Origin of the sequence: Pseudomonas sp. S06B 330 (genome assembly GCF_002845275.2) — a bacterium.
Lineage (GTDB): Bacteria > Pseudomonadota > Gammaproteobacteria > Pseudomonadales > Pseudomonadaceae > Aquipseudomonas.
In genome coordinates, this window is the sequence record NZ_CP088149.1 from 5,166,167 (window position 1) to 5,179,753 (window position 13,587).

General features: G+C 60.9%; 17 protein-coding genes. 10 read left to right on the top strand and 7 right to left on the bottom strand.

The features are described 5' to 3' along the window. Nucleotides 1-14: 14 nt before the first annotated feature. A complete protein-coding gene (gene tspR, locus CX511_RS23285) occupies nt 15-611 on the top strand; it encodes a type III secretion system genes modulator TspR (RefSeq protein WP_045182289.1) in 597 nt (198 codons plus the stop codon). Here tspR and CX511_RS23290 read toward each other — a convergent pair. From CX511_RS23290 to cobG, 7 genes are all read right to left on the bottom strand, one after another. Beyond that, nucleotides 608-1,231 carry a hypothetical protein gene (locus tag CX511_RS23290; protein ID WP_101292310.1) on the bottom strand — a complete coding sequence of 208 codons (624 nt, stop codon included), beginning with the start codon at nt 1,229-1,231 and terminating at the stop codon, nt 608-610. The two genes, tspR and CX511_RS23290, sit on opposite strands and share 4 nt — an antisense overlap. Continuing rightward, nucleotides 1,224-1,913: a hypothetical protein gene (locus CX511_RS23295; RefSeq protein ID WP_052675479.1), complete on the bottom strand. Its 690-nt coding sequence runs from the start codon at nt 1,911-1,913 to the stop codon at nt 1,224-1,226. Before CX511_RS23295 ends, CX511_RS23290 begins: the two co-directional genes overlap by 8 nt. A 54-nt stretch (nt 1,914-1,967) precedes the next feature. Beyond that, nucleotides 1,968-2,657, bottom strand: coding sequence for a hypothetical protein (locus tag CX511_RS23300; protein WP_101292308.1), 690 nt, complete (start codon nt 2,655-2,657; stop codon nt 1,968-1,970). A 103-nt stretch (nt 2,658-2,760) separates the two neighbouring features. Further along, complete coding sequence (cobJ, locus tag CX511_RS23305; protein WP_101292306.1) at nt 2,761-4,461, bottom strand: precorrin-3B C(17)-methyltransferase; 1,701 nt, start codon at nt 4,459-4,461, stop codon at nt 2,761-2,763. After that, nucleotides 4,461-5,195, bottom strand: a complete 735-nt coding sequence (locus CX511_RS23310; RefSeq protein ID WP_373432750.1) for a precorrin-2 C(20)-methyltransferase — start codon at nt 5,193-5,195, stop codon at nt 4,461-4,463. Before CX511_RS23310 ends, cobJ begins: the two co-directional genes overlap by 1 nt. Further along, nucleotides 5,192-5,818 carry a precorrin-8X methylmutase gene (locus CX511_RS23315; protein WP_038615097.1) on the bottom strand — a complete coding sequence of 209 codons (627 nt, stop codon included), beginning with the start codon at nt 5,816-5,818 and terminating at the stop codon, nt 5,192-5,194. Before CX511_RS23315 ends, CX511_RS23310 begins: the two co-directional genes overlap by 4 nt. After that, nucleotides 5,811-7,148, bottom strand: a complete 1,338-nt coding sequence (cobG, locus tag CX511_RS23320) for a precorrin-3B synthase (protein WP_274071296.1) — start codon at nt 7,146-7,148, stop codon at nt 5,811-5,813. The genes CX511_RS23315 and cobG overlap by 8 nt, the downstream gene beginning before the upstream one ends. Nucleotides 7,149-7,265: 117 nt before the next feature. Between cobG and cbiE the strand changes: the two genes are divergently transcribed. The 9 genes from cbiE to CX511_RS23365 all read left to right on the top strand — a co-directional run bounded on the left by cbiE (nt 7,266) and on the right by CX511_RS23365 (nt 13,581). After that, the gene (gene cbiE / locus CX511_RS23325) at nt 7,266-8,477 is read left to right on the top strand and encodes a precorrin-6y C5,15-methyltransferase (decarboxylating) subunit CbiE (RefSeq protein ID WP_101292302.1); all 1,212 of its coding nucleotides are present in this window, start codon (nt 7,266-7,268) and stop codon (nt 8,475-8,477) included. Further along, nucleotides 8,470-9,567 (top strand): cobalt-precorrin-5B (C(1))-methyltransferase, encoded by a 1,098-nt coding sequence (locus CX511_RS23330; RefSeq protein ID WP_101292300.1) that lies wholly within the window; start codon nt 8,470-8,472, stop codon nt 9,565-9,567. The genes cbiE and CX511_RS23330 overlap by 8 nt, the downstream gene beginning before the upstream one ends. Then, a complete protein-coding gene (locus tag CX511_RS23335; protein WP_045182278.1) occupies nt 9,564-10,274 on the top strand; it encodes a cobalt-precorrin-6A reductase in 711 nt (236 codons plus the stop codon). The genes CX511_RS23330 and CX511_RS23335 overlap by 4 nt, the downstream gene beginning before the upstream one ends. A gap of 95 nt (nt 10,275-10,369) precedes the next feature. Then, a complete protein-coding gene (vapB, locus tag CX511_RS23340; protein ID WP_045182277.1) occupies nt 10,370-10,600 on the top strand; it encodes a type II toxin-antitoxin system VapB family antitoxin in 231 nt (76 codons plus the stop codon). Next, entirely contained in the window at nt 10,601-11,017 is a 417-nt protein-coding gene (vapC, locus tag CX511_RS23345) for a type II toxin-antitoxin system tRNA(fMet)-specific endonuclease VapC (RefSeq protein ID WP_045182275.1), read from the top strand. 220 nt (nt 11,018-11,237) lie between these two features. Then, complete coding sequence (locus tag CX511_RS23350) at nt 11,238-11,675, top strand: NfeD family protein (protein WP_045182273.1); 438 nt, start codon at nt 11,238-11,240, stop codon at nt 11,673-11,675. A 23-nt stretch (nt 11,676-11,698) separates the two neighbouring features. Beyond that, nucleotides 11,699-12,556, top strand: a complete 858-nt coding sequence (locus CX511_RS23355; RefSeq protein WP_045182271.1) for an SPFH domain-containing protein — start codon at nt 11,699-11,701, stop codon at nt 12,554-12,556. A gap of 120 nt (nt 12,557-12,676) precedes the next feature. Beyond that, complete coding sequence (locus CX511_RS23360; RefSeq protein ID WP_045182269.1) at nt 12,677-13,063, top strand: DUF2946 domain-containing protein; 387 nt, start codon at nt 12,677-12,679, stop codon at nt 13,061-13,063. Between the two features lie 47 nt (nt 13,064-13,110). After that, a complete protein-coding gene (locus tag CX511_RS23365; protein ID WP_101292298.1) occupies nt 13,111-13,581 on the top strand; it encodes a copper chaperone PCu(A)C in 471 nt (156 codons plus the stop codon). Nucleotides 13,582-13,587: the final 6 nt, after the last annotated feature.

A 13,587-nucleotide genomic window follows, 5' to 3' on the forward strand; every position in this document is an offset into this window, starting at 1 on the left:
CGCGAGCCCCGATCATGCTCCATGAGTTATTCAGCGTTTACCTGAAAATGCTCGTGCTCTACAGCCCGTTCTTTGTGCTCTCGTGCTTTATCAGTCTGACCCGCGGCTATTCCAGCAAAGAGCGCAAACGCCTGGCCTGGAAAGTAGCCATTGCCGCGCTGATCGCCAGCGTGCTGCTGTACCTGTTCGGGCGGGCGATCTTTGGTGTGTTCGGTATCACCGTTGATGCTTTTCGCATCGGTGCTGGCAGCGTCCTGTTCATTTCTGCTCTGGGCATGGCTCAGGGCAAGTCGGCGGTGCAGACCGACAACGTCCAGCAAGACGTCACCATTGTGCCGCTGACCATCCCCCTGACCGTCGGCCCCGGCACCATCGGTGCTCTGTTGGTCATGGGCGTCGGCCAGCCGCACTGGGATGATAAGTTGCTGGCCATCGCCAGTATCGCCCTGGCCAGCTTCACCGTGGGCTTGGTGCTGTACCTCTCGAACCGGATCGAGCGAATACTTGGCGACCAGGGTTTGCAAATTGTCAGCCGGTTGATGGGCTTGTTTGTCTGTGCGCTGGCAGCACAGATTATCTTTACCGGAATCAAGGGTTACTTGGTCCCCTAGATCTGCAGCTCGAGGATTTCTCGCAGGGCAATCGCCTGCAGGCTTCGTTCGACCTTGCTCCTGAACTGTTGATCGAACAGACGGGTGTTGAAGCGCACCAATTCGGCCCTAACCAGTTGATGCCGACGCGTTCGAAACAGAAAGCCGGCGTCAATCTCCGAGCGCTTGATCACTTCGTGATACAGCACCATATCGACCGCGCCGTTTCTGGCCGGTGCACACGGCAGTAACTGAAACAGCCCGTTCTGACGTGCACGCTGTTCAAAATGCAGCAACGCCCCGGCATTGTTCTTCAGCCCCTGCAGCGCCAGCTCGGTGGACGTCGCATAGTGGCTACCGGCAATGGCTGAAATGGTATTGAGCGTACGATCAACAATATTCGGCCGCTCATTGCTCGGCCAGTGCACTTCGCTGGGCGGCACCGCGTCCCAGCCATAGAACTTCAGCTTGTTTTTGTAATAGCTGTACCAGTCCTCGACAAGACCTTGTTCATGAACAAAGCACGTTTCCTGCTCGGCTTGCAGCAATGCAAGCTGCACCGAACTTCGTTGTGCCACCGTCAAGCCAGGCATGAATGACATCAGCCCGGTGCCTACCACTGCCGCCTGTTGCTTACTCATGATTGCCTCCTTGCACCCGGCCAAGATTCGACAGGTAACATTGCTCTTGCTGCTTACGCTCGATCAACGCCCGTAATTGCCCTCGCTGAGGCTCGAACTGCTGGTTGTCCAGTTGCGCCGACAGTCCCTTTACAACTACGTCGCCCTGCAAGGCTTTGGCGAGTAGCGGCCCCTCGATGCTCACATGGGCAACCTGTTCCGATGTCTGCAATGCAATGCTGCACAGATTTATCACCGGCCCGGGATGAACCAGGCCAACTTCCAAGGCGACCCGTGTGCCGGACTCATGGCCTTCAAAGGTGAAGTGGCGAAAGTTATCCAGGTTGTTCTGCGTCTTTTTTAACGTGGCGAGTCCGTACTCAATGAGGTTGTCCGCCATCGGGAATTGGCTGTCCAGCCAAAGGCGCACCGGCTGGATGGGGGCAATCAATGAACACCCGTTTGCAGACTGCGTATCGTAGAAGGACTGGGTTGTGATCCAACCACGCTCAGAAAGCACCTGCCGGTAACGCGCATACCACGACGGATACAGAGTGAAGCGCGACCCCACCACCTTGTTGGCCAACAGCTGGGCATACAGCAACGAGTCAAGCACTGCCTGCCGTTGAGCAGGTGGCACTTGGGGGGCAATCAGCAGCAGGGTGCCCCCTGCTGTCCACAGCGAGTAATCGTCCGTTTCCATGATTCTTGCTCCTGAAGTGACAGGATGGCTCGCCGAGCGAGCCATCCTGTGCGGTCAGATCTCGTAATCCAGTACGTTGTTGAGGCTTTTATCGCCCAGCTTGCTCTCGATGGTGCCGCGCAGTCGCTCGTACAGCGACTTGTTGAACGACAGCGCCGCTGTGCCGGTGTAGAACACTGTAGAGCTGCTTTTCCATTCAAGAACAAACGAATCCAGGTCACGGACCAAGGTGTCGGAATGCACACAGCTCATGGCCAAGACCACTTCACCCTCGGAGGTTTCAATGCAGGACGCCAGACCGATTGTGGCCGCCTCTTTGCCTTTTACGTTATGGTCAAAAAGCTTCTGGGCCTGATCAACTTCGATCAGCTTCGCCAAGGCATCGCTGGTCAACTTGTTCAACGCCACGCCAATTGCCCCACCCAGCACAGCCGTACCGACAGCGCCCAGCGCTTTGGAGGCGATAGCACCGACGGTCAATGCTTGCGAGGAAACAGACTCACGCTCGTAGCTGCGGCGCGCAGTGACCCAACCACAATCCTGCATGACTTTGAGAAATTGCTTGAACCAGGCTTCGCCCTGGCCTTCCTGGTCATAAAGCTTGCTGGCGACGAGGGAGGCGAACTGGTACGAGTTCTTCACGTCGGTGCGGCTTTGCACCGACATGCCGGCACCAAACGCCATCAGCGATTGCTCAAGAACGGCCGCAGTGTTGGTACTCAGAATTTCAGTGGTATCGCTCATCTCGAATAGTCCTTTTCATGAAAGCCCCGCGCGTTATTGGCGGGGGCTTCACACTATTGGAGACAACCACTTTGATCAGGATCGAAACCTTTCCCGGACAAACTTAGCCCTGTGCTGGATACCAGCGCGGGGTATACACCCACTGGCTGCCATCAGCGCGGGCAAAGCCGCAGGTGGTCGAAGAACCGACCAGTACCATGGTGCGCATGTCGACCATCTCTGGCTGCAGTTCACCCAACGTGACCACTCTCAGCGTCTGCCCCGGCCTACCAATGTCACGGCCAAGTACTACAGGCGTCTGTGCCGTACGGTGCTGACGAACAATGTCGAGCGCCCGGCCCAACTGCCAAGGACGCGAGCGTGAGATCGGGTTGTAGAAGGCCAGCGCCAAGTCGGCCTGGCAGGCAAGATCCAAGCGTTTCTCAATAATCGACCAGGGCTTGAGATTGTCCGACAGCGACAGCACGCAGAAGTCATGGCCCAGCGGCGCCCCGGCCTGAGCGGCAGTGGCCAACGATGCGGAAACGCCGGGCAGGATTTCCAGCTCAACCGCATGCCAGCGTGGATCACCGGATTCGTGCAGGGCTTCAAGCACGGCTGCAGCCATGGCGAAGACACCAGGATCACCCGAAGAAACCACCACCACTGAACGACCTTGGGCTGCCAATTCAAAGGCATGCCGGGCACGCTGCATTTCTTCACGGTTGTCGGTGCAGTGCATGACTTGATCCGCACGGAAAGGACCCGCCATGCGTACGTAGGTTTCGTAACCGAGAATATCATTGGCCTGAGCCAGCTCGGCCTTGACCGCAGGCACCATGAACTCGGCAGCACCCGGCCCTAGCCCGATCACCGCCAGACGACCACGGGGGCGACCGATGAGCAGTGGCTCGATGGGTTGGTTTGAGACCACCATCGCCAAGTGTTCTGAGACCGGCTGCGGCGGCAGCAACTGCGGCAGCACCTGTGCCGCCAGTGCACTGGCACTTTCAGCATCCGGCGCAAAACGTACTGCTACGCCCAGCTCAGCCGCTGCAGCGTGTAAAGCCTGCTCAGCCATCAGCGATTCGCTGGCCAACAGACAGGCCAGCGCAGGTTCGGCAATGCGTGCATTGCCCAACGCCTCGCGCACAGTTGTCGCCAGGTCTGACTCTACAGCCGTAACCGCGACCATGACGCAACGCGGATAGATAACCAGCTCGTGAGCCGACACTTCCCGCGCCTCGCAGCCAACATGAATGGCCAGTTGTGCCTGATCGCTGTGCGGCAGTTGGGCATCGGCTAGCCAGGGTGCCTCACCGTTGATACGCACCGACTCGCCAGCCAATAGATCGGAGACAAAGCGCTTGCCCAGCTCCAGATCAGCCAGGGCATAACCATTGGGAGGATTGAGCAAGCAAGTGCCGAAACGCAGTTCACCGCTGGTGGTAATTGCCGCCGTTACGCCCAGGCCTACGGCAATTTCCCGCGCCAGGACATTGACTCCGCCCAGGCCGCCGAGCAGAGGCACCACTGCACTGCCGTCTTCGGCCACCGCCAGGACTGGCGGCTCCACACCTTTCTCCAACAGAAGGCTGGCCAGGCTGCGAATGACAATTCCGGCAGCACACAAGGCAATGATCGGTGTGTCTTGCTGATAGAGCTGGCGCAGCGTCACGCCGAATTCCTGATAACTGCGATCGACGTCCTCGACCCGGCCTTCCAGACCATGAATCAAAGCGTCCGGATAGAGTTGCTGAATCTTGCGGGCAGTGGCCAGGCTGCCTTTGCCGAGGATGACGATGGCCGGAGCTTTGCGTGTCATCACCCTTGCCACCTTTCACCCGGAACGATGATCAGCGAGAAGTACGGCGATGACTGCGGATCGACTTCATCCAGGGCCACAATTTTCTGATTGGCCATGGTCGCGCGCTCCACGTACAGCGCACGCTCGGCCAGGCCAAGTTCAGTCAACACCTCACGGACCTTGGGGAAGTTGCGCCCCAGCTTCATGATCACCGCTGCATCGGCATCGGCCAGGCGGCGCTTGAGTTCGTCATGGGGCAGAACGCCAGACAGCACCGACAGGCTCTGGTTGCGATAAACCAGCGGTGCGCCGAGCACCGACGCACCGCCCAACATCGAGCAGACACCCGGAATCACCTCGGCCTGGTAACGCTCGGCCAGGCGATCATGCAGGTACATGTAGGAACCGTAGAAGAACGGATCCCCCTCACAGATAACCGCGACATCACGTCCGGCATCCAGGTGGGCGGCAACCTCAAGGCTCGCTGCGTCGTAGAAATCGCTGATGACCTGCTCATAGGACAGCGGCGCTGGCAGCACCTCGGTGGTCACCGGGTATACCAGCGGCAGCAGCGTCTGGGCTTGCTGCAAGTGGCCTTCGATGATGCCAAACGCATTACCGCGCTTACCCTTGGCAACGAAATACGCCACCACCGGCGATTCGCGCAGTAGCCGCAGTGCCTTGACGGTGATCAGTTCTGGGTCACCCGGGCCTACGCCCAGGCCAAGCAAACGTCCACGAGCCTGCATCATTCGACCTCCGTGGCCAGGGCATTGACCGCCGCCGCCGCCATGGCGCTGCCGCCCAGGCGACCCTGCATGATCACGAACGGCACACCACGGCTGTCAGCGGCGAGCATCGCCTTGGATTCGGCAGCGCCGACAAAGCCTACTGGGAAACCAAGGATCAGCGCCGGTTTCGGCGCACCGGCATCGAGCATTTCCAGCAGGTAGAACAACGCGGTGGGGGCATTGCCGATCACCACGACACTGCCTTCCAGGTGCGGACGCCACAGTTCCAGCGCCACCGCCGAACGGGTGTTACCCAGTTCGCGGGCCAGATCTGGCACCTGCTCATCACGCAGGGTGCAAATCACCGGGTTGTTCGCAGGCAAGCGAGCACGGGTAATACCCTCGGAGACCATGCGCGCGTCGCAGAGAATCGGCGCACCAGCGGCCAAGGCATCGCGGCCGGCCTTGCCCGCGCCTGGCGAGAACTGCAGGCCATCAATCGCATCGACCATGCCGCAGGCGTGAATCACCCGCACCGCGAGTTTTTCCAGATCGGCAGGAATACGATCGAGCCGCGCTTCCTCGCGAATGATTGCGAAGGAGTTGCGATAGATCTCCTGACCATCGCGGATGTAATCAATCATCAAGGGTGCTCCGTGAGCAGGCGTCTAGCAGTGCGCCAGCTTCTTTCAGTGTGAGGTTGCGTGCGCGCAAGCTGCCGAAACCCGGCTGGGCTGCGTCACGCAGGTACAAGTCGTAGTGGCCCGGGTTCTGCGCCAACAGGGTCGCCGGGGCAACATGGGCCATGGCGCAGGAGCGCGGGCAGCCGCTCAGGTGCACGCTGGCTGGGGCGCCACTGGCAAGTAGGGTGGCCAGCAGGCGGGCATCACCCTTGGTCTCGGCCTGGGCCTTGGCGCAACCGGCGGAACCGGTGCAGGCAACCAGTCGCGCCAACGGTTGATCTGGCGAGCACAGCAAACCCAGCTGAGCCAGCTCGCGGTTGATGGCGGCTGCATGCGGGTGCGCAATATTGGGCAGCAACAGGCTCTGCCAAGGTGTCATGCGCAGGCTGCCATCGCCCCGTTCGCGGGCCAGCTGCGCGGCGCCGCGCAGCATGTGCGGAGTCAAACGCCCCAAAGGGGCGGCGCCACCGACGGCGCTCAGGCCAGCTTGCTGCTGTGGATAAATACCCAGATAACCGTTGCCGACGGTTGCCGACCGGCGCCAGTGCAAAACCGTTGCATCACGTCGGATGCTCAGCCCTAAGCCGGCAACAAAATCATCTGGCGAATGCTCTGCCAGCAATTGGCGCATCCGCGCTTGCTCTGGCGTAGCCAGATCAAGAAAGCGATTGAGCACCGCCAGCACCAATGCATGCCCTTGCACCAGAGGGACGGCACCTACGGGTGCGTTGTTTGCCGGGCAACCTGCCAAGCCAAACACCCACCACAGCTCACCCTCCAGGCGCACAGTGCTGAGCCACACGTCATGGGGGTGCTCGAGCATCGCCAGGGCCTCGCCGCCATCCACTTGTACAGCGAACTTGGCCGACAGCTGATGAAAGCGCGGGGTAGTTTCAAGCGCTTGCAGCAATTGCTCCGCCAACGGCCGGGTATCAACCAGCATCTGCGGATCAACACCAGCGGTAGGGCTGAGCATCAGGTTGCGTACGTCATCACCGGCGGCATCGCGCGGCCCCAGGCCCGCCGCCAGCAATCGCTCAATCAACCCCGAGGGGTCGCTGCCGATGCCACGGATCTGCAGATTGCCGCGGTTAGTGACCTCGATCTCACCGGTGGCAAAACGTTCGGCGGCGTCGGCCACCGCGTCCGCCTGATCAGCCCAGAGCGCGCCGCCGGCAAGCTTTATCCGGCAGATCCCACCGTCCTGTGCCTGAACGATGCGCAGCAACCCCGGACAGGCCGAGGGACGCAGCGAAGCTTGGGGCTGGTGGGCCGATACAGGCTGGTTCAAAAGGTCACCCGGCAATCGTGAAAAGGCACTTCAGTGTAGAAGGCGCGGTATTATGCCTGCTTTGTCCGAAGGCATGAAAAGCCAGCCGGTCGGATTGCGGTGAATTGAGGAAAAACCATGTCGCCCTGGCTGACAGTAGTAGGTATCGGTGAAGACGGCTTCAGTGGCCTGGGCAAGAATGCCCGGCGCGCATTGCTGGGCGCGGCAAAGGTGTTTGGCGGCCAGCGCCAGTTGGATCTGCTGCCGCACTGCATCCGTGGCGAACGCCTGCTGTGGCCCAGCCCCTTCTCCCTGACACCGGTATTGGCACTGCGCGGTGAGCCGGTTTGCGTGTTGGCCAGCGGTGATCCGATGTTCTTTGGGGTGGGCGCCAGCCTGGCCCGGCAGCTCAGCACCGAGGAAATGAGCGTGCTGCCGATGCCTTCATCCTGTGCGTTGGCCGCCGCCCGCCTGGGCTGGCCGCTGCAGGAAGTGACGACACTGTCAGTGGTGGCCCGTCCGCTGGCAGCCCTCAATGCTCATGTGTACAGCGGCGTACGCTTGTTGGTGCTGAGCAACGATGGCAGCAGCCCGGCAGCTATTGCTGCGCTGTTGCGTGAGCGCGGGTTCGGCGCCAGTCGCCTGAAGGTCTTCGAACACCTCGGTGGCGCGGCTGAACAGTGCTTGCAAGGCACGGCGCAGGACTGGCCGCATGCACGCACAGCAGACCTCAACCTGGTTGCCATCGAATGCCTGGCGAGCGCCGATGCACCGCGCCTGTCGCCACTGGCAGGCTTGCCGGACTCGGCCTTCCAGCACGATGGCCAATTGACCAAGCGCGACGTTCGGGCCATCACCCTCGCCCGCTTGGCGCCGCGACCAGGCGAACTGCTCTGGGATGTCGGTGCCGGCAGCGGCTCGATTGGCATCGAGTGGATGCGCGCTCACCCCAGCTGTCGAGCGCTGGCCATTGAGGCCGATGCGGGCCGCCAACAACTGATCGAACACAACCGCGATGCCCTCGGCGTGCCCGGCCTGCAGTTGATCCGCGGCCGCGCCCCGCAAGCCTTGCATGGCCTTGAGCGCCCCGACGCTATCTTCATTGGTGGTGGTGTAACACGTGAGGGTGTGCTGCAACACTGCTGGGAGCAACTGCGCCCAGGCGGCCGTCTGGTGGCCAATGCCGTTACCCTGCAAAGCGAGCTGACGCTGGTCAACTGGCGTGAGCAACATGGCGGCGAACTGACCCGTATCCACATCGCCCAGGCCCAGCCGTTGGGCGAGTTCGACACCTGGCGCCAAGCCCTGCCCATCACCCTGTTAGAAGCGATCAAGCCCGCAGATGCGTGACGAGACCCAGGAACAACCGGCCCCGCTGCGCAGCGGCCTGACCACCGGCAGCTGCGCCACCGCCACCAGTCTGGCGGCGGCGCGGCTGTTGCTGACCGGCGTCGAAAACGATGCCGTGCAGATCACCCTGCCCAAGGGCAAAGTGGTGCAGATGCGCCTGGAGTTCTGCCGCTTGCATGAAGGCGGTGCAGAAGCGGGCACCCTCAAGGATGCCGGTGATGACCCTGATGTCACCCATGGCGCACTGCTCTACAGTCGCGTGCGCTTGCTCGCTGACCCTGGCGTGCGCTTCGTCGCGGGCAACGGTGTAGGCACCGTGACCCGCCCTGGGCTGGTCCTTGCCGTGGGCGAACCGGCGATCAACCCGGTGCCACGACGAATGATGACCGAACACCTGCAGCAACTGGCTGAAGAGTGCGCCTACAGCGGCGGCTTCGAAGTCACGGTGAACGTCCAGGACGGTGAAAACCTAGCGTTGAAAACCATGAACCCGCGCCTGGGAATTCTCGGTGGCCTGTCGATTCTCGGCACCAGCGGCATCGTTCGACCGTTCTCCTGTTCAGCCTATATTGCCTCGATCCATCAGGGCATCGACGTGGCCAAAACCAACGGTTACCTGCACATCGCCGCGTGCACCGGCAACGCCAGTGAAGACACCATGCGCCGGGTCTACAACCTGCCGGAAATCGCCCTGATCGAAATGGGCGACTTTGTCGGTGCAGTGCTCAAGCACCTGCGCAAAGTGCCGGTGGACAAGCTCAGCCTGTGCGGCGGTTTCGGCAAGATCAGCAAACTCGCTGCCGGGCACATGGACCTGCACAGTCGTCACTCCAGCATCGACCTGCCGCAACTGGCCGAATGGGCTGCTGCCATCGGTGCCGACAGCGAACTGCAAACCGCGATTCGCCAGGCCAACACCAGCCAGCAGGCCCTGGCTATGGCCAGTGCGGCCGGCATCGCCCTGGGTGACGCGGTCTGTGCCCATGCCCTGACTTTTGCTCGCAGTGTGGTACCGGCCCAGGTACAGGTGGAGGTCTTCGCCATTGATCGCCAGGGTGGCATCGTCGGCCACGCAGGAACCTTTGCATGAAACGCATCTTGCTGCTGGGCGGCATCACCGAAGCCTTGGCCATTGCCCGAACACTGGGCCCCGAGCATGTCTACAGCCTGGCCGGGATTGGCCGGGTGCCCAGTGACTTGAAGTGTCAGGTTAGGGTTGGCGGTTTTGGTGGGGCCGACGGACTGGCGGCGTATCTGCTCGGCGAAAGCATCGACCTGCTGATCGACGCCACCCACCCTTATGCCGCACAGATCAGTGCCAACGCCGCCCGCGCCTCACAGCTCACCGGCGTTCCTTGCTGGGCCCTGCGACGTCCGGCGTGGCAAGCGCAAGCCGCTGATGACTGGCGCGAGGTTGCCGGCTGGGCTGAGCTGATTGAAGCCCTGCGGCCGTTCCGCCGCCCGTTGTTCACCCTGGGCCGCGAACCCTTGGCGCACCTGGATGAAATTCCGGCGCATCAGTTCTGGACGTTACGTGCCTTGGAGGCCTGCCCGAGCAATGACCGCTGCGAAGTGATTGGCGCCCGCGGGCCCTTTCAGCTGGAAGATGAGCGAACCCTGTTTGAACGGCGACAGATTGATGTGTTGATCAGCAAGAACAGTGGGAGTGCAGCGACTGAGCCGAAGTTGCAAGTGGCCCGTGAGCGTGGGATTACGGTGCTGATTCTGGGCCGCCCGCAACTCCCGGACGTCAGTCGACACTTCTCCACGGTGCAGGCGCTGTTGCAAGCGCTTTAGCGCGGACTCCTCAGGGCGCAAAGGTATATCCCATTGACAGATACCCGCCGACATTTAAACTTGGATATACATTTGGCATATACATGAGGTGGATCATGGAGCAAGGTGCGGTCTTCAAGAGCAATCGCAGCCAAGCTGTACGCTTGCCCAAATCCGTAGCACTTCCAGAGGATGTCAAACGCGTGGATGTCGTCGCAGTGGGTCGAACCCGAATCATTTCCCCCGCCGGTGAAACCTGGGACAGCTGGTTTGAAGGCCCAAGCGTCAGTGCCGACTTCATGGCCGAACGCGAGCAGCCCACCGATCAGGAGCGCGAGGGTTTCTGAATGCTCAAGTACATGCTTGATACCAACATCTGCATTTTTACCCTGAAAAACAAACCTCAAGCGATACGTGAAGCATTCAACCGCCATCATGGCCAACTCTGCATCAGTACCATTACGCTGATGGAGTTGATCTACGGTGCAGAAAAATCTGCCGCTGCCGAACGCAATCTGGCCGTGGTCGAAGGCTTTGCCGCTCGCCTGGAGGTCCTCAGCTACGACAGTCATGCAGCGGCACATAGCGGCCAGCTACGCGCGGAACTGGCCAGGGCTGGAACACCAATTGGCCCCTATGACCAGATGATCGCGGGCCATGCAAGGTCGCTGGGGCTGCTGTTGGTCACCAACAATATGCGCGAGTTCCAGCGAGTGCCTGGGCTACGCGTAGAGGATTGGCTCAATTCCTCTGTCCAGCTGTAGCCGCTGCCGCCAGGCTGCGATCGGGCGTAAAACGGCCGTCGTTCGTCCCCATCAGGGTGACTGGATGACGACTGCTTCGCAGCCTGGCGGCAGCGGATACGAATCAATAGTGCACCTACAGGTCTGCGCATCTGAATCGCAGTTTCAGATTAGTCCGATAGCTCACAATCACCCACTGCCTTAAACTACCCCCCTCTCCCCCCGGAAGAAATTCGCCCATATGGAAATGCAATGGTGGATCTGGCTGGTATTCGGTTTCGGCCTGGTTGTGCTCGAACTGATGCTGCCGACCTTCTTCATCCTCTGGTTCGGCATCGGCGCTGTGCTGGTATCGCTCATCGCTTACCTGGCACCCAGCCTGCAGCTCGACATGCAGGTACTGCTCTGGGTGCTGTTCTCGTCGGTTACCACGCTGCTGTGGTTCAAGGTGTTTCGCAAGAAGAAACCAGACACCCGCTGGACCGCTGATGATGTGGTCGGTGAAGTCGGCCTGCTCACCGCTAAGGTCTCTGAATTTCACAAAGGCCGCGTGCGCTTCCAGAAACCGGTCCTCGGCAACGAGGAATGGGTCTGCGTTGCCGATGACGAGATCCCCTCGGGCGAGCGCGTACGCATCACTGCCATCGAAGGCAATACTGCCCGGGTAACCCGGGCCTGATCAGTAAAAGGAAGCTTTGACTCATGACCAGCCTCATCGTCGCCGGTACTATCGCCGCGTTCGTCATCATCACCCTGTTCAAGGGGGTGCGCATCGTGCCCCAGGGTGAGGAATGGATCGTCGAACGCCTGGGGCGCTACCACAGCACCCTCAAACCCGGCCTGAACATCCTCATTCCGTACATGGACGTGGTTGCCTACCGTTTGCCGACCAAGGACATCATCCTCGACGTGCAGCAACAGGAAATCATCACCCGTGACAACGCCGTCATCGTTGCTAACGCGCTGTGTTTCGCCAAGGTTGTCGACCCGCAGAAGGCCGCCTACGGGGTGCAGGATTTCACTTACGCCGTGACCAGCCTGACCATGACCTCGCTGCGTGCCATTGTCGGCGCCATGGACCTCGACGAAGCCCTTTCCAGCCGTGAACAGATCAAGGCCCGCCTGCGCGAAGCCATGTCAGAGCAGACCGAAGACTGGGGGGTGACCGTACGCTCGGTCGAGATCCAGGACATCAAGCCATCGGAGAACATGCAGTCGGCCATGGAGCGTCAAGCCGCTGCCGAGCGTGAGCGTAAAGCCGACGTTACCCGCGCCGAAGGCGCCAAGCAGGCCGCCATTCTCGAAGCCGAAGCACGCCTGCAATCGGCCAAGCTCGATGCCGAAGCACAAATCAATCTGGCCGAAGCCTCGGCGCGCTCAATCACCCTGGTTCGTGACGCGGTCGGTAGCGAGATCACCCCGGCGATGTACCTGCTGGGCGAACGCTACATCGGCGCCATGGAAAACCTGGCCGGCAGCGACAACGCCAAGGTTGTGGTGTTGCCCGCTGACCTGCAGGAAACCGTGCGCGGTCTGATGGGCCGTAACAAGGCAGTCTGATCCGCAGCGCCAACCCCATAAGCCGGGCCCGTGCGACACTTCATCGCACGCCCGGCTTTTTTACATATACTTTCAACTCTGGCTAAATAGCCACCACTCGAATCCTGACCGGATCTCTCCATGCCTTCACATCGGCTTGCCCATGCCTGGATCGCCTGCTTTGCAGTGCTGTTCAACCTGCTGGCCATGCCGTTGTCTGCTGCCGCACCGAAAAGCCAGACCGAGCAATTACTCTGGGGGGCATTCTGCTCCACCGGCGGTACCAAGCTGATCGCTATCTCCCTGGGCCAGCCGGACGGCACCCAACAGAACGACGATCACTCGACCATGCAGCATTGCTGGTGCTGCTCGGGTGCTGCGCCGCTGCTGGCGTTGCCGGGGCATCCACCGCGCTTGCTGCTGCCAGCCCAGGAGTTTGCACCTGCCCAGGTCCTGCTCAGCGCCACTCAGCCGACCCCGCGCCAACTCTGGCCAGCGCTGAACCCGCGCGCCTCCCCTCTAGCCTGAATTCACTACGCTACCTGTTGCGAACCTGAATCGACTGGAGAATCACCATGTTCAAGAACGCCCTGCTGCTGGCCGCCCTGCTGTTGCCAGCGACTTTTGCCAACGCCCACGAATACACCAAAGGTGACCTGCATATCGCCCATCCGTGGTCGCAGGAAATGCCGCCGAACGCGCCTAACGTCGCCGCCTATTTCGTCGTCCACAACAATGGCTCGAGCGCCGATACGCTGCTCGGTGTCGACAGCCCGATCAGCGACGATGCGCAGTTGCACGAGCATGTGCACAAGGACGGTCTGATGAAGATGCAGCAAGTGCAGCGCGTCGAAGTACCCGCAGGGAAAGACCTGGTCTTCGCCCCAGGCGCCTATCATGTGATGCTGATGCAGCCCAAAGACCGCAGCCTGCTGGTGGACGGCAAGCGTTTCCCGCTGACCCTGCACTTTGAGAAAGCCGGTAATGTCACCGTCGAAGTCGCCGTGCACAAGCAAGCCCCCGAGGGTGCCGCGCACAGTCACTGATCGCTG

Excerpts from the sequence above, each read along its gene's own strand:
- tspR (WP_045182289.1), top strand. The coding sequence starts at position 15 with ATGCTCCATGAGTTATTCAGCGTTTACCTGAAAATGCTCGTGCTCTAC.
- cobJ (WP_101292306.1), bottom strand. The coding sequence starts at position 4,461 with ATGACACGCAAAGCTCCGGCCATCGTCATCCTCGGCAAAGGCAGCCTG.
- CX511_RS23350 (WP_045182273.1), top strand. The coding sequence starts at position 11,238 with ATGGAAATGCAATGGTGGATCTGGCTGGTATTCGGTTTCGGCCTGGTT.
- CX511_RS23365 (WP_101292298.1), top strand. The coding sequence starts at position 13,111 with ATGTTCAAGAACGCCCTGCTGCTGGCCGCCCTGCTGTTGCCAGCGACT.
- CX511_RS23310 (WP_373432750.1), bottom strand. The coding sequence starts at position 5,195 with ATGATGCAGGCTCGTGGACGTTTGCTTGGCCTGGGCGTAGGCCCGGGT.
- CX511_RS23315 (WP_038615097.1), bottom strand. The coding sequence starts at position 5,818 with ATGATTGATTACATCCGCGATGGTCAGGAGATCTATCGCAACTCCTTC.
- CX511_RS23335 (WP_045182278.1), top strand. The coding sequence starts at position 9,564 with ATGAAACGCATCTTGCTGCTGGGCGGCATCACCGAAGCCTTGGCCATT.
- CX511_RS23355 (WP_045182271.1), top strand. The coding sequence starts at position 11,699 with ATGACCAGCCTCATCGTCGCCGGTACTATCGCCGCGTTCGTCATCATC.
- CX511_RS23290 (WP_101292310.1), bottom strand. The coding sequence starts at position 1,231 with ATGAGTAAGCAACAGGCGGCAGTGGTAGGCACCGGGCTGATGTCATTC.
- CX511_RS23330 (WP_101292300.1), top strand. The coding sequence starts at position 8,470 with ATGCGTGACGAGACCCAGGAACAACCGGCCCCGCTGCGCAGCGGCCTG.
- cbiE (WP_101292302.1), top strand. The coding sequence starts at position 7,266 with ATGTCGCCCTGGCTGACAGTAGTAGGTATCGGTGAAGACGGCTTCAGT.
- CX511_RS23300 (WP_101292308.1), bottom strand. The coding sequence starts at position 2,657 with ATGAGCGATACCACTGAAATTCTGAGTACCAACACTGCGGCCGTTCTT.
- CX511_RS23360 (WP_045182269.1), top strand. The coding sequence starts at position 12,677 with ATGCCTTCACATCGGCTTGCCCATGCCTGGATCGCCTGCTTTGCAGTG.
- vapB (WP_045182277.1), top strand. The coding sequence starts at position 10,370 with ATGGAGCAAGGTGCGGTCTTCAAGAGCAATCGCAGCCAAGCTGTACGC.
- vapC (WP_045182275.1), top strand. The coding sequence starts at position 10,601 with ATGCTCAAGTACATGCTTGATACCAACATCTGCATTTTTACCCTGAAA.
- CX511_RS23295 (WP_052675479.1), bottom strand. The coding sequence starts at position 1,913 with ATGGAAACGGACGATTACTCGCTGTGGACAGCAGGGGGCACCCTGCTG.